The 25,136-nt window shown below is 69.0% G+C and carries 25 protein-coding genes; 15 read left to right on the forward strand and 10 right to left on the reverse strand.

What is annotated here, in order from left to right:
* The first annotated feature begins 100 nt into the window (after nucleotides 1–100).
* Nucleotides 101–1,465 (forward strand): ammonium transporter, encoded by a 1,365-nt coding sequence (locus H9Q09_RS14220; RefSeq protein ID WP_187391579.1) that lies wholly within the window; start codon nucleotides 101–103, stop codon nucleotides 1,463–1,465.
* A gap of 88 nt (nucleotides 1,466–1,553) precedes the next feature.
* Here the strand turns inward: H9Q09_RS14220 and H9Q09_RS14225 are convergent, their stop codons facing one another.
* The gene (locus tag H9Q09_RS14225; protein ID WP_187391580.1) at nucleotides 1,554–1,823 is read right to left on the reverse strand and encodes a GNAT family N-acetyltransferase; all 270 of its coding nucleotides are present in this window, start codon (nucleotides 1,821–1,823) and stop codon (nucleotides 1,554–1,556) included.
* 207 nt (nucleotides 1,824–2,030) lie between these two features.
* Between H9Q09_RS14225 and H9Q09_RS14230 the strand changes: the two genes are divergently transcribed.
* The 4 genes from H9Q09_RS14230 to H9Q09_RS14245 all read left to right on the forward strand — a co-directional run bounded on the left by H9Q09_RS14230 (nucleotide 2,031) and on the right by H9Q09_RS14245 (nucleotide 7,588).
* Nucleotides 2,031–4,877, forward strand: coding sequence for a DNA translocase FtsK (locus H9Q09_RS14230; protein ID WP_187391581.1), 2,847 nt, complete (start codon nucleotides 2,031–2,033; stop codon nucleotides 4,875–4,877).
* A 167-nt stretch (nucleotides 4,878–5,044) separates the two neighbouring features.
* The gene (locus H9Q09_RS14235; protein ID WP_024351933.1) at nucleotides 5,045–5,689 is read left to right on the forward strand and encodes an outer-membrane lipoprotein carrier protein LolA; all 645 of its coding nucleotides are present in this window, start codon (nucleotides 5,045–5,047) and stop codon (nucleotides 5,687–5,689) included.
* Between the two features lie 268 nt (nucleotides 5,690–5,957).
* Nucleotides 5,958–6,596, forward strand: a complete 639-nt coding sequence (locus tag H9Q09_RS14240; protein ID WP_187391582.1) for a hypothetical protein — start codon at nucleotides 5,958–5,960, stop codon at nucleotides 6,594–6,596.
* A 185-nt stretch (nucleotides 6,597–6,781) separates the two neighbouring features.
* On the forward strand, nucleotides 6,782–7,588 hold the full coding sequence (locus H9Q09_RS14245) for an exodeoxyribonuclease III (RefSeq protein ID WP_187391583.1): 807 nt from the start codon (nucleotides 6,782–6,784) through the stop codon (nucleotides 7,586–7,588).
* A 36-nt stretch (nucleotides 7,589–7,624) separates the two neighbouring features.
* On the opposite strand, the gene H9Q09_RS14250 is transcribed toward H9Q09_RS14245, so the two are convergent.
* Both H9Q09_RS14250 and H9Q09_RS14255 read right to left on the reverse strand, forming a co-directional pair.
* On the reverse strand, nucleotides 7,625–8,080 hold the full coding sequence (locus H9Q09_RS14250; protein ID WP_024351930.1) for a cyclic nucleotide-binding domain-containing protein: 456 nt from the start codon (nucleotides 8,078–8,080) through the stop codon (nucleotides 7,625–7,627).
* Between the two features lie 225 nt (nucleotides 8,081–8,305).
* Nucleotides 8,306–8,989 (reverse strand): response regulator transcription factor, encoded by a 684-nt coding sequence (locus H9Q09_RS14255; RefSeq protein ID WP_009211447.1) that lies wholly within the window; start codon nucleotides 8,987–8,989, stop codon nucleotides 8,306–8,308.
* 112 nt (nucleotides 8,990–9,101) lie between these two features.
* Here H9Q09_RS14255 and H9Q09_RS14260 point away from each other — a divergent pair, with 112 nt between their 5' ends.
* Nucleotides 9,102–9,635 carry a L,D-transpeptidase family protein gene (locus H9Q09_RS14260; protein WP_187391584.1) on the forward strand — a complete coding sequence of 178 codons (534 nt, stop codon included), beginning with the start codon at nucleotides 9,102–9,104 and terminating at the stop codon, nucleotides 9,633–9,635.
* A 133-nt stretch (nucleotides 9,636–9,768) separates the two neighbouring features.
* Nucleotides 9,769–12,093: an FdhF/YdeP family oxidoreductase gene (locus tag H9Q09_RS14265; protein ID WP_187391585.1), complete on the forward strand. Its 2,325-nt coding sequence runs from the start codon at nucleotides 9,769–9,771 to the stop codon at nucleotides 12,091–12,093.
* A 63-nt stretch (nucleotides 12,094–12,156) separates the two neighbouring features.
* Here H9Q09_RS14265 and H9Q09_RS14270 read toward each other — a convergent pair whose 3' ends face one another.
* From H9Q09_RS14270 to tsaD, 6 genes are all read right to left on the reverse strand, one after another.
* The gene (locus H9Q09_RS14270; protein WP_187391586.1) at nucleotides 12,157–12,822 is read right to left on the reverse strand and encodes a methyltransferase; all 666 of its coding nucleotides are present in this window, start codon (nucleotides 12,820–12,822) and stop codon (nucleotides 12,157–12,159) included.
* Nucleotides 12,823–12,898: 76 nt separating this feature from the next.
* A complete protein-coding gene (locus H9Q09_RS14275; protein WP_024351926.1) occupies nucleotides 12,899–13,123 on the reverse strand; it encodes a DUF3072 domain-containing protein in 225 nt (74 codons plus the stop codon).
* Nucleotides 13,124–13,209: 86 nt separating this feature from the next.
* Nucleotides 13,210–13,647, reverse strand: coding sequence for an EVE domain-containing protein (locus tag H9Q09_RS14280; RefSeq protein ID WP_187391681.1), 438 nt, complete (start codon nucleotides 13,645–13,647; stop codon nucleotides 13,210–13,212).
* Between the two features lie 8 nt (nucleotides 13,648–13,655).
* The gene (locus H9Q09_RS14285; protein WP_187391587.1) at nucleotides 13,656–13,949 is read right to left on the reverse strand and encodes a YciI-like protein; all 294 of its coding nucleotides are present in this window, start codon (nucleotides 13,947–13,949) and stop codon (nucleotides 13,656–13,658) included.
* A gap of 63 nt (nucleotides 13,950–14,012) precedes the next feature.
* Nucleotides 14,013–14,993: an NAD(P)H-dependent glycerol-3-phosphate dehydrogenase gene (locus H9Q09_RS14290; RefSeq protein WP_187391588.1), complete on the reverse strand. Its 981-nt coding sequence runs from the start codon at nucleotides 14,991–14,993 to the stop codon at nucleotides 14,013–14,015.
* Nucleotides 14,990–16,066: a tRNA (adenosine(37)-N6)-threonylcarbamoyltransferase complex transferase subunit TsaD gene (tsaD, locus tag H9Q09_RS14295; RefSeq protein WP_187391682.1), complete on the reverse strand. Its 1,077-nt coding sequence runs from the start codon at nucleotides 16,064–16,066 to the stop codon at nucleotides 14,990–14,992. The genes H9Q09_RS14290 and tsaD overlap by 4 nt, the downstream gene beginning before the upstream one ends.
* 209 nt (nucleotides 16,067–16,275) lie before the next feature.
* On the opposite strand from tsaD, the gene hemC reads away from it, so the two are divergent.
* Together hemC and H9Q09_RS14305 are read left to right on the forward strand one after the other, a co-directional pair.
* Nucleotides 16,276–17,211 carry a hydroxymethylbilane synthase gene (hemC, locus tag H9Q09_RS14300; protein WP_187391683.1) on the forward strand — a complete coding sequence of 312 codons (936 nt, stop codon included), beginning with the start codon at nucleotides 16,276–16,278 and terminating at the stop codon, nucleotides 17,209–17,211.
* A gap of 16 nt (nucleotides 17,212–17,227) precedes the next feature.
* Nucleotides 17,228–17,926, forward strand: a complete 699-nt coding sequence (locus H9Q09_RS14305; RefSeq protein WP_187391589.1) for a uroporphyrinogen-III synthase — start codon at nucleotides 17,228–17,230, stop codon at nucleotides 17,924–17,926.
* Here H9Q09_RS14305 and H9Q09_RS14310 read toward each other — a convergent pair.
* Nucleotides 17,923–19,092, reverse strand: coding sequence for a hypothetical protein (locus tag H9Q09_RS14310; protein ID WP_187391590.1), 1,170 nt, complete (start codon nucleotides 19,090–19,092; stop codon nucleotides 17,923–17,925). The two genes, H9Q09_RS14305 and H9Q09_RS14310, sit on opposite strands and share 4 nt — an antisense overlap.
* Here H9Q09_RS14310 and H9Q09_RS14315 point away from each other — a divergent pair.
* From H9Q09_RS14315 to H9Q09_RS14340, 6 genes are all read left to right on the forward strand, one after another.
* Nucleotides 19,085–20,218: a hypothetical protein gene (locus H9Q09_RS14315; RefSeq protein WP_187391591.1), complete on the forward strand. Its 1,134-nt coding sequence runs from the start codon at nucleotides 19,085–19,087 to the stop codon at nucleotides 20,216–20,218. The two genes, H9Q09_RS14310 and H9Q09_RS14315, sit on opposite strands and share 8 nt — an antisense overlap.
* Before the next feature lie 9 nt (nucleotides 20,219–20,227).
* Complete coding sequence (locus H9Q09_RS14320) at nucleotides 20,228–21,853, forward strand: heme biosynthesis protein HemY (RefSeq protein WP_187391592.1); 1,626 nt, start codon at nucleotides 20,228–20,230, stop codon at nucleotides 21,851–21,853.
* A gap of 38 nt (nucleotides 21,854–21,891) precedes the next feature.
* Complete coding sequence (locus tag H9Q09_RS14325) at nucleotides 21,892–22,359, forward strand: TerB family tellurite resistance protein (RefSeq protein WP_187391593.1); 468 nt, start codon at nucleotides 21,892–21,894, stop codon at nucleotides 22,357–22,359.
* 4 nt (nucleotides 22,360–22,363) lie between these two features.
* The gene (locus H9Q09_RS14330; RefSeq protein WP_187391594.1) at nucleotides 22,364–23,152 is read left to right on the forward strand and encodes a glutamine amidotransferase; all 789 of its coding nucleotides are present in this window, start codon (nucleotides 22,364–22,366) and stop codon (nucleotides 23,150–23,152) included.
* Nucleotides 23,153–23,336: 184 nt separating this feature from the next.
* On the forward strand, nucleotides 23,337–24,536 hold the full coding sequence (locus tag H9Q09_RS22780; protein WP_187391595.1) for a hypothetical protein: 1,200 nt from the start codon (nucleotides 23,337–23,339) through the stop codon (nucleotides 24,534–24,536).
* The gene (locus H9Q09_RS14340; protein ID WP_187391596.1) at nucleotides 24,533–25,120 is read left to right on the forward strand and encodes a protein-S-isoprenylcysteine O-methyltransferase; all 588 of its coding nucleotides are present in this window, start codon (nucleotides 24,533–24,535) and stop codon (nucleotides 25,118–25,120) included. Before H9Q09_RS22780 ends, H9Q09_RS14340 begins: the two co-directional genes overlap by 4 nt.
* Nucleotides 25,121–25,136 lie beyond the last annotated feature (16 nt).

Here is a 25,136-nt window from a genome sequence, read left to right on the forward strand (position 1 = left end):
TGCTTCGGGGATATGGCACGGCTTTTGATTGTCTGCCCGCGGGAGCGCCGCGACGCTTCCTCTCCGGCCCCTTCAGGGGCGCACTGGAAAGAAGAGCGACATGGTCACCACTTCCCGTCTGAAACGCCATCTGCCGGCTTTGGCCGCAGGCCTCGGCCTTGCCGCGGCGCTTGCCTGTCCGGCACTGGCCCAGGAGGCCGCGGTGGCCGAAGCGGCTGCGGCGGCGGCGCCCGTCGTCGAGAAGGGCGACGTTGCCTGGATGATGACCGCGACGCTGCTCGTCCTCTTCATGACGCTGCCGGGCCTGGCGCTGTTCTATGGCGGGCTGGTGCGGGCCAAGAACATGCTGTCGGTGCTGATGCAGTGCACCGTCATCGCCGGCGTCGTGATGATCATCTGGGTGGTCTACGGCTACTCCATGGCATTCGGCGGCGGCACCAGCCCTTACTGGGGCGGCTTCGGCAAGCTGTTCCTTGCCGGGGTGACCGTGGATTCCACCGCTGCCACCTTCACCGACGGGGTCGCGCTGCCGGAATATCTGTTCATCGCCTTCCAGATGACCTTCGCGGTGATCACGCCGGCCCTGATCGTTGGCGCCTTCGCCGAGCGCATCAAGTTCTCGGCGGTGATGCTGTTCACCGTGCTCTGGGTGACGCTGGTCTATTTCCCGATCGCCCACATGGTGTGGGACGGCTCGGGCCTGATCTTCAACTGGGGCGCGCTCGATTTCGCCGGCGGCACCGTCGTCCACATCAATGCCGGCATCGCGGCGCTGGTGGGCTGCCTGTTCGTCGGCAAGCGCGCCGGCTTCGGCCGCGACATGATGGCTCCGCACTCGATGACGTTGACCATGGTCGGCGCCTCGATCCTGTGGGTCGGCTGGTTCGGCTTCAACGCCGGCTCGAATCTCGAGGCGACCGGCGGCGCGGTGCTGGCCATGCTGAACACCTTCACCGCCACCGCCGGCGCGCTGGTCGCCTGGTGCGTGATCGAGACGATGATGCGCGGCAAGGCCTCGATGCTGGGCGCGGCCTCCGGCATCGTCGCCGGTCTCGTCGCGGTGACCCCGGCCTGCGGCACCGTTGGGCCGGTCGGCGCCATTGTGCTCGGCGCGATCTCCAGCGGCATCTGCTACTTCTTCGTCGATGTCGTGAAGAACAAGTTCGGCTATGACGACAGCCTCGACGTCTTCGGCATCCACGGTGTCGGCGGCATCGTCGGGGCGATCGGCACCGGCATCTTCACCGCGCCCTGGCTGGGCGGCACGGGCGACGCGGACTTCTCCATCGCCGCACAGACCATGATCCAGATCTGGGCCGTCCTCGTCACCATCGTGTGGTGCGGCGTCATCTCGGCGATCCTGTTCAAGCTCGTTGACATGGCCGTGGGGCTGCGGCCGACCGCCGAGGCCGAGCGCCAGGGCCTCGATCTCGCCTATCACGGCGAGGTCGCCTACCACTCGTAAGCCATCCTCCCAAGGCTGACTCGACGGGGACGGGCGCAAGCCCGCCCCCGTTGGCGTTTGCAAGGGGAGGCGGCAGCCGGCGCCGGCCTTACAGAAGCGCGCGGTATTCGGGATGGCGGCGGAACTGCGCCTGAACGTAGGAGCATTGCGGCACCACGGTCAGGCCGGCGCCGCAGGCCCAGTCGACCGCCGCGGCCAGAAGTTTGGCGGCGATGCCCTGGCCGCGTTCGCTGGCCGGCACATAGGTGTGCTCGAAGATCGCCGTCGTGTCGCCGGCCATCGTGTAGGTCAGCTCCGACTCGCCGCCCGGCGTCGAAAAGCGGCCCATGCCGCCGTGGTTCTCGTGGCGAATGTCCATGTCCTGGCTCCGTCTGTCTCTGTCGGCCGCGACATGGGAGGTGAGGCGCGCCGCGGCAAGCCGGAGGCGGTTCCGGCGGGCTTTGATGCGGCCGCCGCAACTTCCTCTTAAGCTTAAACGGGTCTTAACCAGCCGCGCCTACTCTCCGCGCAAGCAGTGGACCCGCCGCTTCGGGCCGGTCCGCGACGACGAGACAGGCAGGACACGATGGCATCGACGGCGAGTGGCGACAGCCAAACTTCCTTCATCCGGCGGCAGGCCGAACTCTGCGGTGCGGCAGGTCTGATCGGCCTGGCGGCCTATCTGGGCGTCGCCTGCGCCACCTGGACGGTCAGCGATCCGTCGCTGAGCCAGTCGAACCAGAACATGGTCGAGAACTGGGCCGGTCCGGCCGGCGCCGTGGTCGCCGATCTCGCCATGCAGATCTTTGGCCTGGGCGCGGCGCTGCTCGTCGCGCTGCCGGCGATCTGGGGCCTTCTGTTCCTGTCCGGCCTGTCCGTCGACCATATCTGGCGCCGCGCCTGGTATGCGCTGGCCGGTATCGTTCTGGCCTCGGCGGCCCTCGGCTGCCTGCCGGCCCCGGCCGGCTGGCCGCTGCCGATCGGGCTTGGGGGCGTGGCCGGCGACATCGTGCTGAAATTCCCGGCGCTGGCCACCGGCGCCTATCCGAGCGGCTTTCTCGGCTTCGTCTTCGCGGTGATGATCGCCGCGCCGGCCGGCTGGCTGTTCCTCAACGGCGCCGGGCTGATCGATCGCAACCGCGCCAGGCCCGTGGCCGATACTCGCCGCCGTCCCGTCGAGGATGAGGACGAGGAGGCCGGCGAAAGCCGCGTGGCGCTGGCCATCGGCGCTTTGGCCCATACCGCCTATTCGGTCCGTTCTTCGGTGCAGCGTCACCTCGAAGCTCGGCGCGCGGCGCGCGAGCCGGCGGAATTCGGCGACCGCTTCGACGACTGGCAGGACGACGACTTCGCGACGCCGCAGGCCGCGCAGCAGCCGCAGATGCAGAGCGGGCGCGAGATTCGCGTCGCCGCGCAGGCCGAGACCGGCGCCGGCTATCACGACCCGATGGCGGATTATCCCGAGGATGACGGCATGACCGATGCCGGCAACTGGCAGGATGACGTGCCCTATGGCGACGAGCAGGCGGCCTATGACGGCAGCTTCGACGAGCCGCAGCCGGCCCTCGACGACGATGCCATGGTGGTCGGCCCCGCCGACCGCGTGTCGCCCAACGCCGCACCGATCCCCGAGGAGAACGGCGGCTGGCGCGGGCTTCTGGCCGGCAACATCGTCGCCTTCCCGGGCCGCAAGGCGCCGGCCGCCGAAGCGCCGCGCAGCGAGCCACGCGGCCGTGCCGAAGGGCAGGGCGCACCCGCCCGGCCGCCGCAGCGCGCCGCAGCCCCGCAGCCCGATGCCGGCGTGCGCGTCGTGCCGCAGGCCACCGTCACCGCCGAACAGCAGCGCCTGCGCACCGGCTCCGGCCGCGCCACGGCCCTGAAGCCGGTCACCACGGTCGCCGACCCGGTGCGCTTCGAGCTGCCGTCGATCGAATTCCTGACGCCGCCCAAGCCGCGCAGCCGCGACAGCTCGCTGTCGCCCGAGGCGCTGCAGGAGAATGCCCGCCTGCTCGAAGGCGTGCTGGAGGATTTCGGCGTCAAGGGCGAGATCATCGAGGTCCGTCCGGGCCCGGTCGTCACCCTCTACGAACTGGAGCCGGCACCCGGCATCAAGTCGTCGCGCGTCATCGGCCTGTCGGACGACATCGCCCGCTCGATGAGCGCCATCGCCGCCCGCGTCGCCGTCATCCCGGGCAAGAACGCCATCGGCATCGAACTGCCGAACCAGCGCCGCGACACGGTCTATTTCCGCGAGATGATCGGCTCCGACGCGTTCATCCAGAACAAGGCCAAGCTGCCGCTGGCGCTGGGCAAGACCATCGGCGGCGAGCCGGTGATCGCCGACCTCGCCAAGATGCCGCATCTCCTGGTTGCCGGTACCACCGGTTCGGGCAAGTCGGTGTCGATCAACACCATGATCCTGTCGCTGCTCTACCGGATGACCCCGGCCGAGTGCCGGCTGATCATGATCGACCCGAAGATGCTGGAACTGTCGATCTATGACGGCATCCCGCATCTCTTGGCCCCGGTGGTCACCGACCCGAAGAAGGCCGTTGTCGCGCTGAAGTGGACCGTCCGCGAGATGGAGGACCGCTATCGCAAGATGTCCAAGGTCGGTGTGCGCAACATCGACGGCTTCAATGCCCGGGTGAAGGCCGCCATGGAGAAGGGCGAGACGATCTCGCGCACGGTCCAGACCGGCTTCGACCGCGAGACCGGCGAGCCGATCTTCGAGACCGAGGAATTCGACCTGTCGCCGCTGCCCTACATCGTCGTCATCATCGACGAGATGGCCGACCTGATGATGGTCGCGGGCAAGGACATCGAGGGCACGGTGCAGCGCCTGGCACAGATGGCCCGCGCCGCCGGCATCCACGTCATCATGGCGACCCAGCGCCCGTCGGTCGACGTCATCACCGGCACGATCAAGGCCAACTTCCCGACCCGTATCTCCTTCCAGGTGACCTCGAAGATCGACTCGCGCACCATCCTGCAGGAGCAGGGCGCCGAGCAGCTTCTGGGCATGGGCGACATGCTGTTCATGGCCGGCGGCGGCCGCACCCAGCGCGTCCACGGCCCGTTCGTCGACGACGCCGAGGTGGAGGACATCGTCAATCACCTGAAGAGCCAGGGCGTGCCGGACTATCTCGACTCGATCCTCGAGGAGGACGAGGAAGATGGCGGCGACGGTGGCTCCGGCGGCGGTTCGGGCGGCGGCGAGCCGGACGAAGGGGCCGACCTCTACGACCAGGCGGTGGCGATCGTCCTGCGCGACGGCAAGGCCTCGACCTCCTACGTCCAGCGGCGGCTGTCGATCGGCTACAACCGCGCCGCCTCGATCATCGAGCGGATGGAGCGCGAGGGCGTCGTCGGGGCGGCCAACCATGCCGGCAAGCGCGAGATCCTGGTGCCCACCGAAGACGACCGCATGTGATCGTCCGGATGGGCGCGCGAAAGGTCGACAGTGCGCCGCACGCGTGCCCCATTGCTCCCCCAGACTGACGTCCAAGGAAGGGCCCCCGCGCCGAAACGGCTCCGGGGCCCTATATCCCCCGCATGAGACGAAGGGCGGACTTCGGAACAAGGGAAGTATCCATCACCATGGCCAAGACATTCGACATCATCTCCCGCTTCGCCACGACCCGCGCCCTGGCTGCGACGCTTGCCGTCGCCGCGGTCTGCGGTCCGATGGCGGCCGGTCCTGCCGCGGCGCAGGCCGGCGCCCAGCAGATCGCCGATCATTTCGCGGGCATCCCCTCGATGCACGGCGACTTCGTGCAGTTCGATCCGAACGGCCGGCAGACCGAGGGCAAGTTCTATATCGAGAAGCCGGGCAAGGTGCGCTTCGACTACACCCAGCAGCCGCTGCGGGTGATCGCCGACGGTTCCACCGTGGCGATCAACAACAAGAAGCTGAACACCTGGGACACCTATCCGCTGTCGAAGACGCCGCTGAAGCTCCTGCTCGACCGGCGGATCGACCTCTCCCAGGCGAATATCCAGAGCGTCAAGGAAGAGCCGGACCTGACGACCATCGTCATGGGCGACAGCTCGATCTTCGGCAATTCGCGCATCACGCTGATGTTCGATCCGAAGAGCTACGAGCTCAAGCAGTGGACGATCCGCGACCAGCAGGGCAAGGACACCACGGTGATGATCTACAACGTCAAGCATGGCGGCGACATCGCCGAATCGACGTTCAAGATCCCCTATACCGCGATCGCCCAGGGCCAGACCGGCAACTGACGCGGCCCGCGTCGCGGGGCTGGCAAGGCCGGCGCCTGCGGCGCTTCGCCGGTTCCCGCTTCGGCGGCCGCGAGCACGATCCCGCGGCGCCGGGACCGGCATCGCGCTGCGTATCGCAGCGCAATATCTTGCTCGAAACAGGTTTTTCATGGTTACCCGCCGTTAATCAAAAGCTTAACGCAAGATGGGCGGCCTGAAACGATCCGGCCTCCGACTGCTTAACCGATCGACGACTGCTGTTCGGCAGTCACGAGAAAAGGAGGCAGTCATGAGTGCAGCAACACCTCGGATCATCCTTTCTACTCTTCTTATCGGATCGGCGCTTGCGGTGGCATCGCCCGCACTGGCGCAGATCGGCGCGGGCGTCGGCGCCTCCGTCGGCGGGGTCAGTGCCGGCGTGGGCGCGTCGGTCGGTGGCGGCATCAGTGCCGGGGCTGGCGCCTCGGCCGGAGGCCATGACGGCGGCGGTGTCGGCGCGGGCGCCGGCGCATCGGTTGGCGGAGGCAATGGCGTCAACGCTGGTGCGGGGGCCTCGGTTGGCGGCAACAATGGCGTGAATGCCGGTGTCGGAGCGTCGGTCGGCGGCGGCAGCGGCGCCGATGCGGGCGTTTCGGCCTCCCTCGGCGGCCAGAACGGCATCGGCACGAACGGCCGCGTCTCCATCGGCGGCACGCCGCAACAGCCGGGCGGCACCGCCGTGCCCGCGCCGACCAGCCCGCAGATCCCCAATCCAGGTGCCGCGCAGGGCTTCGACGGAGAGGAGGCGCGCTATTATGCGGCCTTCGAGGGCATGTCGCGGTCGGAGCAGACGGCGATGGTCCGCCGCTGCGCCGGCATCATGGCCGATCCGAACGCCTTCGATCGCGGTCTCGTGGCGCTCTGCAAGGTCGTCCAGCAGGTCCGCTGACCGGCCTTCGGTCGGAGTGGGGCAGCGGCACGGCGGCAGGACTGTGCCGGCCGTCGGCTCCTTAGCCATACCGTATTGGATCGGCGCCGCCTCGTGCGGCGCCGGTTGCGTGAGCGGGCGAGACTTGAACGGTGCCGGCAGGCCGCCTAAGCGGGAGCCCCATCGTGTTTTCGCCGGAACTGCCCATGCCCTTCACCATCGCGACCTGGAACATCAATTCGGTGCGCCTGCGCATGCCTCTGGTGCAGCGGCTCCTGGAAGAGCGGCAGCCGGATATCCTGTGCCTGCAGGAGACCAAGTGCCCGAACGACCAGTTTCCGGAAAAGGCCTTCAAGGCGCTCGGTTACGAGCACATCGCGATCCATGGCCAGAAGGGCTATCACGGCGTCGCCACGGTCTCGAAGCAGCCCTTCGACGACATCGTGCGCCAGGATTTCTGCCAGATCGGCGATGCGCGCCACCTGTCGACGCGGCTGAGCATCGGCGGGCGGCGGCTGCGGGTGCACAATTTCTATGTGCCGGCGGGAGGTGACGAGCCGAATCCGGAGGTCAACGTCAAGTTCAAGCACAAGCTCGACTTCATCGAGGAGATGCGGCTGATCAGCGCCGAGGCCGAGCCGGGCGTCTCCTCGCTGCTCGTCGGCGATCTCAACATCGCCCCCTTCGAGACCGACGTCTGGTCGCACAAGCAGCTTCTGAAGGTGGTGTCGCATACGCCGATCGAATGCGAGGGGCTGCTGCGGGCGCAGGCCGACGGGCGCTGGACGGACCTGATGCGCCATCACGTGCCGATGGAGGAGCAGCTGTTCACCTGGTGGAGCTACCGTTCCAAGGACTGGGCGGCGTCCAATCGCGGCCGGCGCCTCGACCATATCTGGGGATCGCAGGATCTCGCGCCGGCCCTGACCACGATCGACGTGATGAGCGCCGCACGCAGCTGGGAGCGGCCCTCCGACCACGTCCCGGTGCTGGCGAGCTTCGACATCGCCTGAAGACCGGGGGCGCCCCCTCAAGGGCGCGGCCCGGTTTCAGCTGGTGAAGCGGTGTTCCATGGCGAGGATGTCGCCGGTCATTTCTGCAAGCCGGGCCTTCAGCTTGGCGTGCAGGCCGGCGGCGTAGTCGGGATACTCTTCCAGCATGCGCCGGAACAGCGGCCGGGTGATGCGGATCAGTTCGCAGTCGGTCAGCGTGCGGGCGCTGGTCGGGCGCCGGGTCTCGGTGATCAGGGCCATTTCGCCGAGAAGCGTGCCAGGCCCGTAGGTACCGACGACGATCTGACGCTCGGGCCGGCCCCGCAGGAGCGCGATCTCGCCCGAGACGATGACCAGACCGGCGTCGGAGCGGGCATCCTCGCGGAACACGAACTCGTCGCGGTGCAGCCGCCGACGCTCGGCGCCGAAGGCCAGCAGCCGCAACTGGTCGGCATGCAGATCCTCGAACAGGGGCACGTTGCGCAGGACGGCGATGTCGCTTTCGAGACTCATCTGGTCGGCGCACCGATCTCCTGCCGGGTTCGCGGCGGCCCGTTGACCAGTACCGTCGCAGCTCTGGCTGCCCGTCGTTTCGTTGCCCGGCGCAGCCGGACCTGTTCGCCCGCCAAGGGAGCGTTAGCGAATGGTTATACGGGAGCGGCGAATTGATGGAAACTCACGACCGGCCGCTTCCGGCCGGCAGGCGGCGCTCATCCGCAGCTTTCCGGGCGGCCAGCATCAGGGGACGAGCTTGTAGCCGCCGGATTCGGTGATCAGGATCCGCGCACTGGACGGGTCCGCCTCGATCTTCTGGCGCAGCCGGTAGACATGGGTCTCCAGCGTGTGGGTGGTGACTCCGGAATTGTAGCCCCAGACCTCCTCCAGCAGCACGTCGCGGGTGATCACCCGGCGGTCGGCGCGGTAGAGATAGCGGATGATCGCCGTCTCCTTCTCGGTCAGGCGGATCTTGCCGCCCTTGTCGTCGAGAAGCACCTTCTGGCTGGGCTTGAAGATGTAGGGCCCGACCTGGAAGGTGGCGTCCTCGCTGTTCTCGTGCTGGCGCAGCTGGGCGCGGATGCGGGCGAGCAGCACGGCGAAGCGGAACGGCTTGGTGACGTAGTCGTTCGCCCCCGCCTCGAGGCCGAGAATGGTGTCGGCGTCGGTGTCCTGGCCGGTCAGGATGATGATCGGCGCCTTGAAGCCGGTCTTGCGCAGGACCTTCACCGCCTCGCGGCCGTCCATGTCCGGCAGGCCGACATCCATCACCACGAGGTCGATCAGCCCGGCCCGCGCGGCATTGATGCCCTTGGTCGCGTCGGGCTCCTGCAGGACCGTGAACTCCTCGTGGAGGGAGAGCTGGTCGGCCAGGGTCTGCCGAAGATCGGTGTCGTCATCGACGATGAGAATGCTGCGTACGCTCATGCGATATCGTCGCCCGGTTTTCTCTGCCGTCGCGCCGACGGAGCGGCTCGCGGCTGTAACAATTCGTGATAGACATAGGCGGTTTTCCCGCCGTGTCATGGTCCAGTTGCGAATGATTCCAAAAAAACCGGTGCTGATGGTCCGGCGCGCGCCCGGCAATCCCCGTCGCGGCATCCTGTGTGCCGGACCCTTGCGCCTGCCTTGCGCGCTCGGCCGCTCGGGCACGACGATCTTCAAGCGCGAAGGCGACGGCGCGACGCCGGTCGCCGCGATGGACGTGCTGTCGGCCTGGCACCGGCCGGGCCGGATGGCGCGCCCGGCCGCGCCGCTGCCGATCCGGCGGATCCGGCCCGATGTGGACGGGTGGTGCGACGCGCCCGACCACGCGGCCTACAATCGCCATGTCCGGCTGCCGTTTCCTGCGAGCGCCGAGCGGATGGCGCGCGCCGACCGGCTCTACAATTTCGTCGTGGTGCTCGACTGGAACATCCGGCAGCGCGGCCGGGGCCGCGGCAGCGCGATCTTCCTGCATGTCGCCAAGCCCGGCTATCCGCCGACGCAGGGCTGCGTTGCGGTGGCGCCGGCCGACATGCTGCGGCTGGCGCCGTATCTGAGGCGCGGGGCCAGGCTGGTGGTGCAGCGCTGACGCGCTGCGGTCTCCAGCGGCCCGACAATTCGTCACATGCAACCGCGTGCGAGCCTGCGGAGTTGACCCGTCAGGCTTACGGTTTGCCGGGAGTGGCTCCTGAGCTCTCCTGACAGGTTGCATGGAGACGGACATGGAACGCAGCGAAAACACCGACAATCCGACCATCGAACAATACGATCAGCCGACCGGTGGCTGGGGCTCGGTCAAGTCGCTCCTGTCCCACGCCAAGGACGAGGGCATGCTGGCGTCCACCCTGTGGGCGACCCTGCAGAAGCAGAACAAGGCCGACGGCTATCAATGCGTCTCGTGCTCCTGGGCCAAGCCGGCCGAGCCGCATACCTTCGAATATTGCGAGAACGGCGCCAAGGCGACGATCTGGGAAACGACGCCGAAGCGTTGCGACCGCGAGTTCTTCGCAAAACATACGGTGAGCGAGCTTCTGGAGTGGACGGACCACGATCTGGAAAAGCAGGGCCGGCTGACGACCCCGATGCGCTACGACCGCACGCTCGACCAGTATGTGCCGGTGAAATGGGAGGACGCCTTCCGCGAGATTGCAGCTGAGCTCAACGGCATCGATCCGAAATCGGCGGTGTTCTACGTCTCGGGCCGCGCCGCGCTCGAGACCTCGCATATGTGGCAGCTGATGGCGCGGATCTACGGGTCCAACAACCTGCCCGATTCCTCCAACATGTGCCACGAATCCACCTCGGTTGGCCTGCCGGAATCGATCGGCTCGCCGGTGGGCACGGTCACGCTGGACGATTTCGACCAGTGCGACATGATGTTTTTCTTCGGTCACAACACCGGCACCAATGCGCCGCGGCTGCTGCACTGGGTGCAGGAGGCGCGCAAGCGCGGGGCGCCGGTGATCACCTTCAATCCGGTGCTGGAGCGCGGCCTGATGCGCTTCAAGAACCCGCAATCGCCGACCGAGATGCTGTCCCCCGACGAGGGGACCAAGATGTCGAGCGACTATTACCAGGTGCGCGGCGGCGGCGACATCGCGGCGATGACCGGCATCGCCAAGGCGGTCTTCGCCCTCGACGACGCGGCCCGGGAGACCGGCCGGCCGCGGGTGCTCGACGTCGATTTCATCGAGACGCACTGCCACGGCTTCGACGAGTTCGAGCGCTTCGTGCGGCAGGCGGACTGGGACGAGATCGTACGCTGCTCCGGCCTGCCGCGGGACGAGCTTGAGCATGTCGGCCGGGTCTACGCGAAGGCCGAGAAGGTCATCGGCAATTACGGCATGGGCCTCACCCAGCACCGGCACGGCATCGAGAACGTGCAGATGCTGGTCAACCTGCTCCTGATGCGCGGCATGATGGGCAAGCCGGGCGCCGGCATCTCGCCGATCCGCGGCCATTCCAACGTGCAGGGCCAGCGCACCGTCGGCATCACCGAGAAGCTGAAGCTGATCCCGGTGGAGAAGTTCGAGGAGTTCTACGGCTTCACCGTCCCGAAGGAGGACGGTCTCGACACGATCGGAACCTGCGAGGGCATTCTCGACGGATCGGTGAAGGCCTTCGTGGCGCTGGGCGGCAATTTCTCACGCGCCATTCCCGACACGGCCCGGATGGAGAATGCCTGGCGGCGCATGCGCCTCAATGTCCAGATCTCCACCAAGCTGAACCGCAATCACCTGCTGACGGCGGAGATCAACTACATCCTGCCCTGCATCGGCCGGATCGAGCGCGATACGCAGGCGAGCGGGCCGCAGACGGTTTCCATGGAGGATTCCACCGCCTGCATCCATGCCTCCTTCGGACACCGCGAGCCGGCGTCGCGCGAGCTCCTGTCGGAGCCCAAGATCGTCGCCGAACTCGCCAAGGCGCTGGTGCCGGGCAAATCGACCGTGCCGTGGGATGAATGGGTCGGCGACTACGCCAAGGTCCGCGACGCGATCGAGCGGGCCTATCCGACCGATTTCCGCGACTTCAACAAGCGCATGGGCACGCCCGGCGGGTTCCACCGCGACATCGGCGCCTCCTATCGCGAATGGCGCACGGAATCCGGCAAGGCGAATTTCCTCACCCCGGACACCTTCGACGTCGACCCGGACATCGACACCACCAGCGCCGATGTCCTGAAGCTGATCACCCTGCGCTCGAACGATCAGTTCAACACGACGATCTACGGCTATGACGACCGTCTGCGCGGGGTGTTCGGCACCCGCATGGTCATCCTGATGAACGAGGAGGACATGCAGCGGCTGGGTCTTCGGAACGACGACCGCGTCGATGTCCAGACCCATACGGACGACGGGATCGTTCGCAAGGTCGAGGATTATCGGGTCCATGCCTGGGCGATGCCGAAGGGCAATTGCGGCGGCTATTACCCGGAGCTGAACGCCCTGCTGCCGCTGTGGCACCATTCCAGGCGGGCCCATGTGCCGGCCGCCAAGTCGATCCCGGTGCGGCTGACCAAGCGGGGCCGGCAGGCCACGGCCTGAGCCGGGTCCCGATCTCCCGCCGCTGACGGCCCGGGAATCATGCGAAGGACGGACGCCTGTCGATCAGGCGCCCGTCCACCGCCAGACATTGGTGCGCTTGATTTCGGCGTCCTCCAGGGCCCGGGTGACCGGCACTTCGTAGGTCGCCAGCCGGCTGACGCGATCGGCCGGCAGATAGGCCCGGCCCGGATCGCCGACGAGAATAGTGATGCCCTCGGCGCTCAGCCGGTCGAACCACGGCGCGATCCGCCGGGCCATGTCCGCGTCGAAGAAGACATCGCCGGCAAGCAGGATGTCGGCCTGCGGGATCTCGCCGATGATGTCGTGCGCCTTGAAGCCGACCGGGGTTTCGTTGAGGGCGGTGTTGAGGCGGATCGCGGCGGCACAGAACGGGTCGATGTCGTAGCCGGTGACGGCGGCCGCGCCGGCACGCGCCGCGGCGATGGCGACGAGGCCGGACCCGGTCGCAAAGTCGGCGACGCGCCTGCCCCGCACGAGCTCGGGACGGTCCAGAACATGGCGGGCGAGCGCCTGTCCGCCGGCCCAGGCAAAGGCCCAGAAGGGCGGCGGCAGGCCGATCGCGTCCAGTTCCGCCTCGGTCTTCAGCCACAGATCATGCGCCTCGTCGGCGAGATGGAGCCGGATCTCGGGGACATGGGGCGGGGCGAGGATCGCCGTGTTGGCGCGGATGAAGCGCTCGGCGTCGGCGGGGACGATGCGATCCTTCATGCCGCAGCGCCGGGCTGCACGGGCGGTGAAAGGGCGGAGCCGCCGAAGCGGCCCGCACCGTCTTTAAGGAAACCGATCAGGCTTCGTTCTTCACGCGGTCGCTTTCGGCGCGCAGCTTGTCGATGAGGATCGACGCATCGGCCTTGCTCAGCGTCTCGTCGAAGGGATGTCCCGTCTCCTCGCAGAGCGTCTTGAGATAGGACCCCTGTGCCCCGGTCATGGGCTCGCCGCCCGTCGTCCAGGTTTCGGGGTCCTTCTCGGTATTCGAGCCGGTGTCGACCTTGGCGTTGGCAGTATCCATGACATGTCTCCGAAGATTGTGTTGTTCCGGAAATGTTCATGGCGCGGCTCCGTTCCCGCGACAGCACCGTTGCGCCGTCTCTGCGGCTATTTGCCCATGGCCCTGGCGGGATCGAGCCCACCCATCTCGCAGACGGTGCGGAACTCGTCCGGCTCGACCGGCTGCACCGACAGACGGGAATTGTTGACCAGCACCATGTCCTTGAGCGCCGGCTCGGCCTTCACCGCATCGAGTGTCACCGGATTGGGCACGTCCATCACCGCCTTGATGTCTACGCACTCCCACTTGCCATCCTTGGCGGTGGAATCGGGATGCGCCTCGGCGATCACCTCGACGATCCCGACGACGGCCTTGCCCTCGTTGGAATGGTAGAAGAAGCCGCGGTCGCCGACCTTCATCTCGCGCATGAAGTTGCGGGCCTGGTAGTTGCGGACCCCGTCCCACTCCTGCCCCTTGTCGCCGGCCTTCTTCTGATGGTCGAAGGACCATTTGAACGGCTCGGACTTGAACAGCCAGTAGCGCATGCCCTCGCTCATGCCGTCGCTGCCGGGTTCTTGATGGCCCAGTTCCAGGGGCGGACATCGACCTTGGCGAAGAGCCCGGCCAGTGCATAGGGATCCTTCGCCGCGGTCGCCCTGGCCGCGTCCAGCGAGTCCGCCTCGATCACCACCAGACTGCCGCAGGGCTTGTCGTCGGGGCCGAGGAACGGGCCGGCGAATTTCAGCCCGTCGCCGAGACCGTGCAGGAACGCCAGATGGTCGGCGCGGGTGTCGAGGCGCAGCTGCAGGCTGTCCGGCTTGTCGTCGCAGAGAATGGCAAAGAGCATCGGGTGATCCTTGTCTGGTGGGTCAGGAAAACGGCACGCGAGCGACAGCCCGGTGCCGCGGGTTCAAACGGTTTCCCGCTTCAGGGGGCGGGCGAGCAGGGCCTCGATCGCCGCGTCGATGTCGAGCTGGCCGGCGAGAATGGCGGCGACGGTGGCGATGATCGGCGCGTCGATGCGGTGTTCCTGCGCCAGGCGGGCGGCGATCTCGGCGGTGAACACGCCCTCGGCGAGCTTCAGCCCGGCGCGGTCGTCGCCGCGGCCGAGGGCCATGCCATAGGCGAAATTGCGCGACTGGGCGCTGGAGCAGGTCAGCACCAGATCGCCGAGGCCGGAGAGGCCCATCAGCGTGTCCGGGCGGCCGCCGAGTGCCGCGCCCAGACGGCGCAGCTCGACGAAGCCGCGGGTCACGATGGCGGCCTGGGCGGAGGCACCGAGGCCGCGGCCGGCGACCGCGCCGGCGGCCAGCGCCAGGACGTTCTTCAACGCGCCGCCCGCCTCGACGCCGCGCATGTCGGCGGTGGCATAGCCGCGAAAGGTGTCTGTCGACAGACGCCGCGCCGCCGCGTCGGCGGCCTCTTCTGTTTCGGCCGCAATGGTCACGGCGGTCGGCAGGCCGCGCGCCACGTCGGCGGCAAAGCTCGGGCCGGAGAGGACGGCGAGGGGGCGGCCCGGCAGCACCTCGGCCAGAACATCGGTGGCAAAGCGGCCGGTCTCGCGCTCGATGCCCTTGGAGCAGAGGATCGCCAGCGCATCGTCGGCAATGTGGGGGGCAAGATCGGCGGCGACGGTGCGCAGGCTCTGGGCCGGCACGACGAAGAGGATGGTGCGGGCGCCGGCGAGGGCTTCGGCCGGCTCCGTGGTGGCGATGAGGCCCTCCGGCAACGGCGTGTCGGGCAGATAGCGCGGGTTGCGCCGGCTCCCGTTGATGGCGGCGACGGTTTCTGCGTCGCGGGCCAGGATCCGCGGCGCGTGGCCGGCCCGGGCATAGAGGCAGCCCAGCGCCGTACCCCAGGCGCCGCCGCCGACGATGGCGAAATGGCTCATGCCTTGGCTCCCCGTCGGCCGAAGCCGATCATCGGCGCCGAATCCCCGTCCAGCGGCCAGCGCGAGCGTACCGGCGCATCCAGGCCATCGACCATGCCGGCCTCGAAACGCTCCAGCCCGGCATAGGCGATCATCGCCGCATTGTCGGTGCACAGCGTCAGCGGCGGGGCGACCAGCCGAACGCCGGTCCGTGCGGTCTCGGCCTCGAGCGCGGTGCGGATCGCCCGGTTGGCGGCAACGCCGCCGGCCACCGCCAGTACCGGATCGGCGAGATCGGGGAAACGCTCGCGGAACTGCGTCAGGGCGCGGCCGACCCGGTCGGCCAGGCTGTCGGCGGCGGCGGCCTGGAAACCGGCGCACAGATCGTCGACATCGGCCGGCGACAGCGGCGCGGCGGCCTGGGCCGCCATGCGCAGCGCCGTCTTCAGGCCGGAGAAGGAGAAGTCCAGCCGCGGATTGCCCTTCATCGGGCGCGGCAGGGCGAAGCGCTTCGGGTCGCCCGCCGCCGCGCGCCGCTCGACATGCGGCCCGCCGGGATTGGGCAGGCCGAGCAGCTTGGCGGTCTTGTCGAAGGCCTCGCCCAGCGCGTCGTCGATGGTCGTGCCCCAGCGCTCATAGGCGCCGAGCCCGCGCACCAGCACGATCTGGCTATGGCCGCCGGAGACCAGCAACAGCAGGTAAGGATAGGCGAGGCGGTCGGTCAGGCGCGGCGTCAAGGCGTGGCCTTCGAGATGATTGATCGCCAGGAATGGCAGCCGGCGCGCGGCGGCGATCGCCTTGCCGGTCATGGCACCGACGATCAGCCCGCCGACAAGGCCGGGGCCGGTGGTCGCCGCGACGGCGGACAACTCGTCGAAACCGATGCCGGCCTCGTCCATCGCCGCCTTCACGATGCCGTCCAGCGCCTCGACATGGGCCCGCGCGGCGATCTCCGGCACGACACCGCCGAAGGCGGCATGTTCCTCGACCTGGCTCAGCACCACGTTGGACAGGATCACCGGCGCGCCCGCATCGTCGCGCCCGACGACCGACGCGGCGGTCTCGTCGCAGCTCGTCTCGATGCCGAGGATCAGGGGGCGGGGCGGATTGGCAGGCGTCACGTTCGGTCCGGGCGGTAATGGCGTGGTGCCGACATAGGCGATCGGCGCGCGTCCCGCCACCGTCGATCGCCGCTCGAAACCGGTCGGCGGCGGTTGAAATTCCGGCCCGGACGGTTCCGGTGGGCGGTCCGCCGCCCTATGAACGAGCCCACGACATGCAAAGCGAACTGACGGGACAGACCATGGCCAGCGACATCATCCGGATCGGCACGCGCGGCAGCCAGCTTGCCAAGGCGCAGGCGAGCGAGGTGCGCGCCCGCCTGATGGCGGCGCACGATCTGCCGGAGGAGGCCTTCGAGATCGAGGTGATTTCGACCACGGGCGACCGCATTCTCGACCGGCCGCTGTCGGAAGTCGGCGGCAAGGGGCTGTTCACCAAGGAGATCGAGGCGGCGCTGATCGACGGGCGCATCGATATCGCGGCGCATTCGTCCAAGGACATGGCCACCGCCTCGCCGGAGGGGCTGGAGGTCTCGGCCTATCTGCCGCGCGAGGATGTCCGCGACGCCTTCATCGGCCGCACGGCGGCGACCATCGACGAACTGCCGCACGGGGCGACCATCGGCTCGGCCTCGCTGCGCCGCCAGTCGCTCCTGAAGCGGATGCGCCCGGATCTGAAGGTGATTACCTTCCGGGGTAACGTGCAGAGCCGGCTGCGCAAGCTGGAAGAGGGCCAGGTGGACGCCACGCTGCTGGCGCTGGCCGGGCTCAACCGCATGGCGATGCAGGACGTGGCGACCGAGATCCTCGAGGTCGAGCGTTTCCTGCCGGCGCCGGGACAGGGGGCGATCTGCATCCAGAACCGGATCGGCGACGAGCGGGTGCACGGCCTCGTGGCGGCGATCGCCGACCCGCGGACGACGGTGGCGCTGACCGCCGAGCGGGCCTTTCTCGCCGAACTCGACGGGTCCTGCCGCACGCCGATCGCCGCCCATGCGGTGTTGGCCGAGGACGGCACGGTCACCCTGCACGGCATGATCCTGACGCCGGACGGCAGCCGGATGCACGAGACCCGGCGCACCGGCATCGCCGCGGATGCCGAAGCGCTGGGCCGGCTGGCCGGCCGCGACGTTCTGGACGCGGCGGGGCCGGGCTTCTTCGACGGCTGGGGCGCCTGACGCGGCGCGGCTGGCCATGGCCCGGGTGCTGATCCTGCGCGCGGCGGACGCGGCCGTGCAGACGGCCGAGGCGCTCGCCAAGCGTGGCCATCGGCCGCTCGTTCTGCCGGTGGAATCGATGCGGACGATCGACGGCCCCGCTCCGACGGGCGACTTCGGCGCCCTTGCCGCGACCAGCATGCGCGCGGTGCCCGCCCTGGCGAAGGCGTTTCCGGGCGACGGGCGCCCGGTCTTCGCGGTCGGCGAGCGGACCGGCTCGGCGCTGCTGGCGGCGGGCTTCACCGATGTGCGGGATGCCGCGGGGGAGGCAGGCGACATGGCCCGGCTGGCCCGGGACGCAGGGTTCGATGAAACAGCGACCGTCCTCTATGCCGCGGGGCGGCCGCGCACGGGGACGCTGGAAACGGCGCTGACGGCGGCGGGAATCGGCTGCCGCGTCTGGGAGGTCTACGAAACAATGGCCCATCGCCCGGAGCGGAGCGCCGTCGCGGCTGTCCTGCATGACGGGCCGCCCGACGCGGTGCTGCTTTTGTCGGCCGGGCAGGCGACAGCCTATGGCGAGATGGTCGCGACCTGTCCCGATCTCTTCCAGCCGGCGCCCAGGATCCTGGCGCTCTCGGCGCGAATTGCCGCGGCTTTGCCTGCAAATCTCGCCGAAACGGTACGCCTATCTGACGACACCCGGCTTGCCTCGCTTTTCGAACGGCTCGACTAACCTAGTTGAAGGGTCAGGTCTGATGCGGCGCTTGCGCGGCCCGTGCGAATGAAGGACGAATAGCGTGAATGCGTGCGGTGCGGAAATCGACCCGATATCCCTGCCAAGCCCGGTGAGAATGGAGCAGTTTCGATGACCAACCGTCCCCGGCGCTCAAGGCCGAGCAAGACGCGCGGCCAGACGATCGATCTCAAGGCGGAAAAGAACGAACCGGTGACCGACAAGAACAACGACGACACTGGCGCGACGGCCTCTGCCAAGCCCGCCGGCCCGACCGACGCATCGAAGGATGGCAAGACGGCGCCGAAGGCGGGCGCTGCGCCCACGGCGTCCGCCAGCACGGCGAAGAGCGAGGTGAAGTACACCTCGAGCCGCGGTGCGAGCGAGCCCAAGATCGGCGATGCGACGGCATCGGGTACGGCCGGGACCGGTTCGGCCAAGGCCGAGCCGTCGAAGCCGGCAACGGCAGCGACGTCGTCGCCGGTCGCCAAGCCCGTCGGCGATCCGAAGGCCTCCGACAAGACCGGCTCCGCCGGGGCAACGACCGCTGCCACGACGGGGGCGGCCAGCGCCGCGACCGGCGCCAAGCCGAGCGACGCGAAACCGGCCACCGCGCCGGCCTCCTCCGCAACGACCGCCAAGCCATCCAGCACGACCGCGTCCCCGGCAGCGACCGGCACGGCCGCGAAGCCGGCAACGCCGGCAACGGGCAGTGGGACCGCAACGCCGACGACGGCATCGACGACCGGGACTCCGGCGGCGACCGCGGGCAAGGACGCATCGAAGCCTGCGGCGTCCAGCGGTGCGACCGCATCAACGTCCGCCGCTTCCGGTTCGGCGCAATCCTCCGCGAGCGGTGGGTCCGCGACCACCGGCAGCTCGCCTGCCAAGCCGACATCCACTCCGGCGTCGGCAACCGCATCGGCTGCAACCGCCGGCAAGCCCGCCTCGACGGGTTCGGGCGGCACCGGTTCGACCACGGGCGCTTCGCGGCCGGCATCGGCAACGCCAGCCACGACGGGCACCCCGGCTGCCGGCAGCAAGCCAGCGTCCGCCGCAACGGGGTCCACGACGCCCTCGTCCGGCAGTTCCAGCACGAGCGCAGCGTCGCGCACGACCGGCACTACGGGTCCATCAACGGGGCGCACGACGACATCGGTGGCCACCGACCGGTCCTCCGGGCTCGGCTTCGGCGGTGCGGCGGCGGCAGGCCTTGTCGGCGCGGTCATCGCCCTGGTGGGCGGCGCCGCGCTGCAGTCGGCCGGCTATCTGCCGAATTTCGGCGCCAGCGAGCAGACCACCGGCGAAAGCTACGCCAGCCAGAGCGCGCTGCAGGATCTGGACGGCGAAGTGGCGGCCCTGCGCGAGCAGTTCGCGGCGCTGCCGGCGACGCCGGCCGGTGATGGTGCGGACACGCAGGCCCTGACGGGCCGCGTCGATGCGCTCGAACAGGCTGCCGCCGCACCGGCGGACGACAGCGCTGCACAGGCAGCCGAGGCCGCCCGCACGGCCGCGGAAGGGGCGACCCAGACTGCGACTGCGGCCCAGCAGGCCGCCGATCAGGCCGGCCAGACCGCCAGCGCCGCGCAGGAAACGGCGAATGCGGCCCAGTCGAGCGCCGATGCCGCCGCCAAGGCGGCGAGCGACGCGCAGGCGACGGCTGCCAGCGCGCAGGAGGGCATTGCTGCCATCAACGAGACGATTTCCGGCTTCGACAGCCGGATCGCCACCGTCGAAGCGCGCAACCTGCAGGCGTCCAAGGCCTTCGCCGCGGCCAATCTGAAGGCCGCCATCGATGCGGGTGGGCCGTTCATGCAGCAGCTCGAGAACTACGCACAAATCGCCGGCGGCGAGGGTGCGACCGAGGAGTTGCGGGCCCTTGCGGCGGACGGCGTGCCGACCGAGCGCGAGCTGGCGACACGCTGGCCCGAGGTCGAGGACCGCATCGCCAGCCAGCTGACACCGGTTGCGCCGGATGCGCCGGTGGGCGACCAGCTCCTCTCCGGCCTGCGCTCGCTGGTGCAGGTGCGGCCGGTCGAGCCGTCGGCCTCGGCAGAGCCCGGCGAAGGCGGACCGAACGAAAGCCTGGCACGGCTCGACGCCGCCATCGGCGCGGGCGATCTGGCCGCCTGGACCGCCGAGTGGCAGACGCTCCCCGACGCGGCCAAGGAGGCCAGTCAGGATTTCGCCGACCAGGTCGAAGCCCGGCAGACCGCCGACCGGGTCATCGCCGACGCGCTCGCGTCGGCCACGGCGCCGGCCCAGCCGGCTGCCCAGGACAATCAGGGCTAAGGAACAGACATGCTGCGAATCCTCGCCTTCCTTCTCGTCGTTCTGGCCGCCGGCATTGGTTTTGCCTGGCTGGCCGACAATCCGGGAAGCGTCACCTTCGTCTGGCAGGGCCAGCAGGTCGCCACCAGCCTGATGGTCTTCCTCATCGGCCTCGGTGTCCTGATCTTCGCCGTGCTGCTCGTCGTCTGGCTGGTGCGGGCCTTCTTCAAGACGCCCGGCGCCATCGGCAATTGGTGGAGCACGAGCCGGCGCGACCGTGGCTACAAGGCCCTGTCGAGCGGCATCATCGCCGCCGGCGCCGGCGACGCCGTGCTCGCCCGCCGCATGACCAAGCGCAGCGACAAGCTGCTCGGCACGCGCCGCGAGCCGCTGATCCGCTTCCTCGACGCCCAGACGGCGATGATCGAGGGCGATCACGCGCGGGCCCGCTCGGCCTTCGAGCAGATGGAGCGTGATCCGGAGACCCGGCTTCTCGCCCTGCGCGGCCTGTTCCTCGAAGCCGAGCGCGTCGGCGACGAATCCGCCGCCCGCCATTATGCCGAGCGCGCCGTGCGGATTGCGCCGCATGTGCCCTGGGCGGGCGGTGCCGTGCTGGAATCGAAGTGCCTTGCCGGCGACTGGGACGGGGCACTCGCCATCCTGGAAGCCCAGAAGAACACCCGGCTGGTCGATCGCGACGAATCCAAGCGGATGCGCGCGGTGCTTCTGACCGCCAAGGCCATGACGCTGTCGGAGCGCGATCCGGCGGGGGCGAAGACCGCCGGGCTGGAAGCGCAGAAGCTCGCGCCCGACCTGCCGCCTGCGGCCCTCGTCGCGGCCGAGGCGCTGTTCCGCCTGGGCGATCTGCGCCGGGGCTCGAAGGTGCTGGAGACGAGCTGGATCAGCCAGCCGCATCCCGACATCGCCGAAGCCTATGTGCATGCCCGGCCGGGCGATTCGCCCGAGGATCGGCTGAAGCGGGCCCGCAAGCTGCATGGTCTGCACAGCGGCGCCGAAGCCGAGATGTGCCTGGCGCGGGCGGCGCTCGATGCCGGCGAATTCGATCTGGCCCGCAAATCCGCAATGGCTGCGGCGGATGCCGAGCCGCGCGAGAGCACCTATCTGCTGCTCGCCGATATCGAGGAAGCGCAGACCGGCGAAGTCGGCCGGGTGCGCGAGTGGCTCGGACGGGCCATCCGCGCGCCGCGCGATCCGGCCTGGACGGCCGAAGGCGTCGTGTCGCGCAACTGGGCGCCGATCTCGCCGGTCACCGGACGTCTCGACGCCTTCGAATGGAAGGTGCCGGTCGAGCGGATCGGCGATGGCGACGGTCCGATGATCGACGCGCATGATGGCGAGGCCGATCACGGTCCTGCAAAGACGATCGGTGCCGAGGCGAAAACGCCCGCGTCGGCGGCACCGGCGGCCGTGCCTGCCGCAACGCCTGCGCCGGCCAAGCCGGCGGCGTCCGAACCGGCCAAGCCGGCCACGCCCCCGGCGGCGAACAGCGGCGGAATTGGCGGAGCGGCGACCCAGCCGGCAGGCACGGATGCGACGAAGCCGGCGGAACCGCGCAAGCCCGAAGCAGTTGATCCGCCGAAGGAAACCAAACCCGCGCCGACCAGCGAAGAGCGCAAGGAAGCGCGGTTCGGCTGACGGCTCTCAAGGCCGACGGCCGCTCACGGCGAGGAACGATGTTCGAAGCATTCCGCGATTTTCTGCGCAATATCGGGGCCGGGCAGCCGGAAAGCCGCAAGGACCCGGAAGACGATCTGCGCGTGGCGACGGCCGCGCTCCTGTTCCACATCGTCCGGGCGGACGGCGTCGTGACCGATGACGAGCGCACCCGGCTGCACGAGGTCCTGCGCGAGGAATTCGCGCTGGCGCCCGACGAGGTCGACAGGATCGTCGCGGCGGGTGACGAGGCCGACACGGAAGCGGTGGATCTCTATAATTTCACCTCGGTCCTGAAGAACAGGCTGGGGGAGGCCGAGCGCATCCGCTTCGTCGAGCTTTTGTGGGAAGTGACCTATGCTGACGGCTCGGTTCACGAGCTGGAAGACAATCTGATCTGGCGGGTCTCCGACCTGCTCGGCGTTTCGACGCGGGACCGGATGTTGATGAAGCGGGAGGCAGCGACGAGAAGCGGGGTCGCCGACTGATTTCATGGCCTATTACGACAACAGCATCAGCGACGGCGCCGATACGGTCGCGCAGGCCATCGCCCGGCATGCCTATACGCTGGAAACCGACGATCCCCGTCCGATTCTCGTCGTCCTGCACCAGGAAAGCTCGACGCCGGGTCGCGTCGGCCAGGTCTTCGACGCCCATGGCGTGCGCATGGACATCTGCCGGCCGGTGATGGGCGATGCCCTGCCGGAGACGCTGGACGGTCATCGCGGGGCGGTGGTCTTCGGCGGCCCGCCCAGCGCCAACGATACCGACGCCCATCTCGTGCGCGAAATCGAATGGATGAAGGTGCCGCTCGCCGAAGAGCGCCCCTTTCTCGGCATCTGCCTTGGCGCGCAGATGCTCGCCAAGCATCTCGGCGCCGGTGTCGGCAGCCATCGCGACGGGCTGGCGGAAGTCGGCTTCTATCCGCTGAAGGCGACGCCCCAGGGCCGGGCGCTGCTGCCGCACTGGCCGGAGATGGTCTATCAATGGCACCGCGAAGGCTTCGACCTGCCGTCGGGCGCGACGCTTCTGGCCGAGGGCGACTGGTATCCGAACCAGGCGTTCAGCTACGGCCCGAATGCCTATGGGGTGCAGTTCCATGCCGAGCTGACCCTGGCGATGATGCATCGCTGGACGACCCGCGGCCATGCGCGGCTGACGCTGCCCGGCGCCCAGGGACGCCGCCAGCATTTCGACGGCCGGGCGATCTACGACGCGCCGGTCCGGCGCTGGCTGGAAGAATTCCTCGCCCGCATCTTCGGGGCGCATCCGAAGGGCTGATCCCGTCGCGGCGCACGGGGACCGGCGGTCGGTCGCTCGGCGCGGACGCACGGCTGTCCTGCTTGCATCTTTGCAAATGCTGCGACGTAGCGTAGCGATCGGCTGAAGGGCGCGGGCATCGCGTGGAAGGCTGCACGCCAGGCCGGACATTCGGTCCGCCATGCGTGCGGACGCTGGAGATGGCATGATCGAGAAGCGGCTGGTGTTCGTGTTTCCGGGCTTCGAACCGATGCCGATCACCGCGCATATGGACCGCTTCGCGCGCGCTGCGGCCCGGACGGCTCCGCTCTGGGACACGCGGCTCGCCATCGAGCCGACCGATCGCCGCGCCGGGACCGAAGCGGCGACTCATCGCGGCGTGCTGCGGGCCGAACTGACCGGCCATGGCTGGCGCACCCACACCGATCTCGTCTTCTGCGACTGGAGCGACCTCATCCTGGCCTATGCCGGGCGCTCGTCGCTCCGTCGGCTCTTCAGCGGGCTGGCCGGTCTCGGCGACTTCCTCGTCACCGGGACGGTGTTCCGCTATGCCCGGGTGAGCTGGCGCTATCTGTTCTTCTATCTGTTTCCGCTCGCCGTTCTGGCCGGAACCCTGTTCGGCGGCTGGATCATCGGTGGCCTCGTGGCAGCGCTTGCCCCGCTGCCGGGTCCTGCTAGCGTCCTGGTCGCCGTTCTGGCCGGGCTCGCGACGGCCTGGGCGCTCTTGCTCTACGCCAACCGCCGGCTGCACGTGCTGACGGCGATGGACGACTGGGCGATGGCCCGCGATTTCTGCCGCGAGCGCAATCCGGCCATCACCCGCCGGATCGACGCCCATGCCGAGGCCATGCGCCATGCCGTGGCCGGGACGGAGGCGGACGAGATCGTGATCGCCGCACACAGTCTTGGCGCCAGCCTCGCCGTCCTGGCGCTGGGCCGGGCGCTTGCGGCGGGGCTGCGCCGCGACCGTCCGCTGCAGGTGCTGACCGTCGGCTCGAGCCTGATGAAGACCGCCCTGCACCCGGCGGCCGGTGCCCAGCGCCGGGCAGTGCGCGCAATCGTGGTGACCCATGCGGTGCCCTGGATCGACGTGCAGGGCCTGTCCGACCCGATCAATTTCTACAGATCAGACCCGGCCCGCTCGCTGGGCATCAGGGAGGGCGAGGCGCCCGCGGTGGTGCGGATCCGCTTCAAGCGGCTGGTGACGACGGCCACCTACCGGCGCATCAAGCGCGATTTCTTTCGCCTGCACCGGCAATTCGTCCTCGCGGTCGAGCGGCGCAGCGCCTATTCCTTCCACATGCTTCTGCTCGGACCCCGCCCGCTGGTCGATTACGGCCGCCTCGAAACCGTCGACCTGCCGCCGCTCTCGCCGCCCGCGGCGGGCGAAGGGGCGCGGCCGTGACGCCGGCGCTCGTCGGATCGGTCGCTTGGGTGCTGATGGTCGCGGGCTGGTACGTGATCCGCTACCCGTTCGAGCGGCGGGCCAAGCGCGCCCGTGTCGAGCGCAGCCGCCGCGGCCCGGCAGAAACGCTGCGCATGGCGATCTCGCTGACGGGGCTCGGCATCCTGCCGGGCGTGTTCGTCGCCACCGGCTGGCCGGAATCCGCCACCTACGATCCGGCCTGGTGGCAGATCGGGCTTGGGCTCTGTGCCATGGCCGGCGCGCTCGTCCTCTTCCGCAAGACCCACAAGGCGCTCGGCAAGATGTGGTCGGTCTCGCTCGACATCCGCGAGAAGCACAAGCTCGTGACCTCGGGCATCTACCGGCGGGTGCGGCACCCGATGTATTCGGCCTTCTGGACCATGGCGCTGGCGCAGGCGCTGCTGGTGCCCAACTGGATCGCCGGGCCGGCGGGGCTCATCGGCTTCGGCATCCTCTTCGCGGCCCGGGTCGCGCCGGAGGAACGGATGATGGAAGAGGCCTTCGGCGACGAATATCGTGCCTACCGGGCGCGCACGGCACGGATCATTCCCGGCATCTTCTGACGCCGGTCCCGATGCC

Source organism: Aurantimonas sp. DM33-3, assembly GCF_014334315.1.
Classification (GTDB): Bacteria; Pseudomonadota; Alphaproteobacteria; order Rhizobiales; family Rhizobiaceae; genus Aurantimonas; species Aurantimonas coralicida.

Bases quoted from the DNA above. Each gene is read 5' to 3' on its own strand.
- H9Q09_RS14240 (WP_187391582.1), top strand. From the start codon at position 5,958: ATGAGTGCAGCAACACCTCGGATCATCCTTTCTACTCTTCTTATCGGA.
- H9Q09_RS14320 (WP_187391592.1), top strand. From the start codon at position 20,228: ATGCTGCGAATCCTCGCCTTCCTTCTCGTCGTTCTGGCCGCCGGCATT.
- H9Q09_RS14230 (WP_187391581.1), top strand. From the start codon at position 2,031: ATGGCATCGACGGCGAGTGGCGACAGCCAAACTTCCTTCATCCGGCGG.
- H9Q09_RS14250 (WP_024351930.1), bottom strand. From the start codon at position 8,080: ATGAGTCTCGAAAGCGACATCGCCGTCCTGCGCAACGTGCCCCTGTTC.
- H9Q09_RS14280 (WP_187391681.1), bottom strand. From the start codon at position 13,647: ATGCGCTACTGGCTGTTCAAGTCCGAGCCGTTCAAATGGTCCTTCGAC.
- H9Q09_RS14325 (WP_187391593.1), top strand. From the start codon at position 21,892: ATGTTCGAAGCATTCCGCGATTTTCTGCGCAATATCGGGGCCGGGCAG.
- H9Q09_RS14265 (WP_187391585.1), top strand. From the start codon at position 9,769: ATGGAACGCAGCGAAAACACCGACAATCCGACCATCGAACAATACGAT.
- H9Q09_RS14260 (WP_187391584.1), top strand. From the start codon at position 9,102: ATGATTCCAAAAAAACCGGTGCTGATGGTCCGGCGCGCGCCCGGCAAT.
- H9Q09_RS14305 (WP_187391589.1), top strand. From the start codon at position 17,228: ATGGCCCGGGTGCTGATCCTGCGCGCGGCGGACGCGGCCGTGCAGACG.
- hemC (WP_187391683.1), top strand. From the start codon at position 16,276: ATGGCCAGCGACATCATCCGGATCGGCACGCGCGGCAGCCAGCTTGCC.
- H9Q09_RS14245 (WP_187391583.1), top strand. From the start codon at position 6,782: ATGCCCTTCACCATCGCGACCTGGAACATCAATTCGGTGCGCCTGCGC.
- H9Q09_RS14220 (WP_187391579.1), top strand. From the start codon at position 101: ATGGTCACCACTTCCCGTCTGAAACGCCATCTGCCGGCTTTGGCCGCA.
- H9Q09_RS14285 (WP_187391587.1), bottom strand. From the start codon at position 13,949: ATGCTCTTTGCCATTCTCTGCGACGACAAGCCGGACAGCCTGCAGCTG.
- H9Q09_RS22780 (WP_187391595.1), top strand. From the start codon at position 23,337: ATGATCGAGAAGCGGCTGGTGTTCGTGTTTCCGGGCTTCGAACCGATG.
- H9Q09_RS14275 (WP_024351926.1), bottom strand. From the start codon at position 13,123: ATGGATACTGCCAACGCCAAGGTCGACACCGGCTCGAATACCGAGAAG.
- H9Q09_RS14235 (WP_024351933.1), top strand. From the start codon at position 5,045: ATGGCCAAGACATTCGACATCATCTCCCGCTTCGCCACGACCCGCGCC.
- H9Q09_RS14255 (WP_009211447.1), bottom strand. From the start codon at position 8,989: ATGAGCGTACGCAGCATTCTCATCGTCGATGACGACACCGATCTTCGG.
- H9Q09_RS14330 (WP_187391594.1), top strand. From the start codon at position 22,364: ATGGCCTATTACGACAACAGCATCAGCGACGGCGCCGATACGGTCGCG.
- H9Q09_RS14270 (WP_187391586.1), bottom strand. From the start codon at position 12,822: ATGAAGGATCGCATCGTCCCCGCCGACGCCGAGCGCTTCATCCGCGCC.
- H9Q09_RS14290 (WP_187391588.1), bottom strand. From the start codon at position 14,993: ATGAGCCATTTCGCCATCGTCGGCGGCGGCGCCTGGGGTACGGCGCTG.
- H9Q09_RS14225 (WP_187391580.1), bottom strand. From the start codon at position 1,823: ATGGACATTCGCCACGAGAACCACGGCGGCATGGGCCGCTTTTCGACG.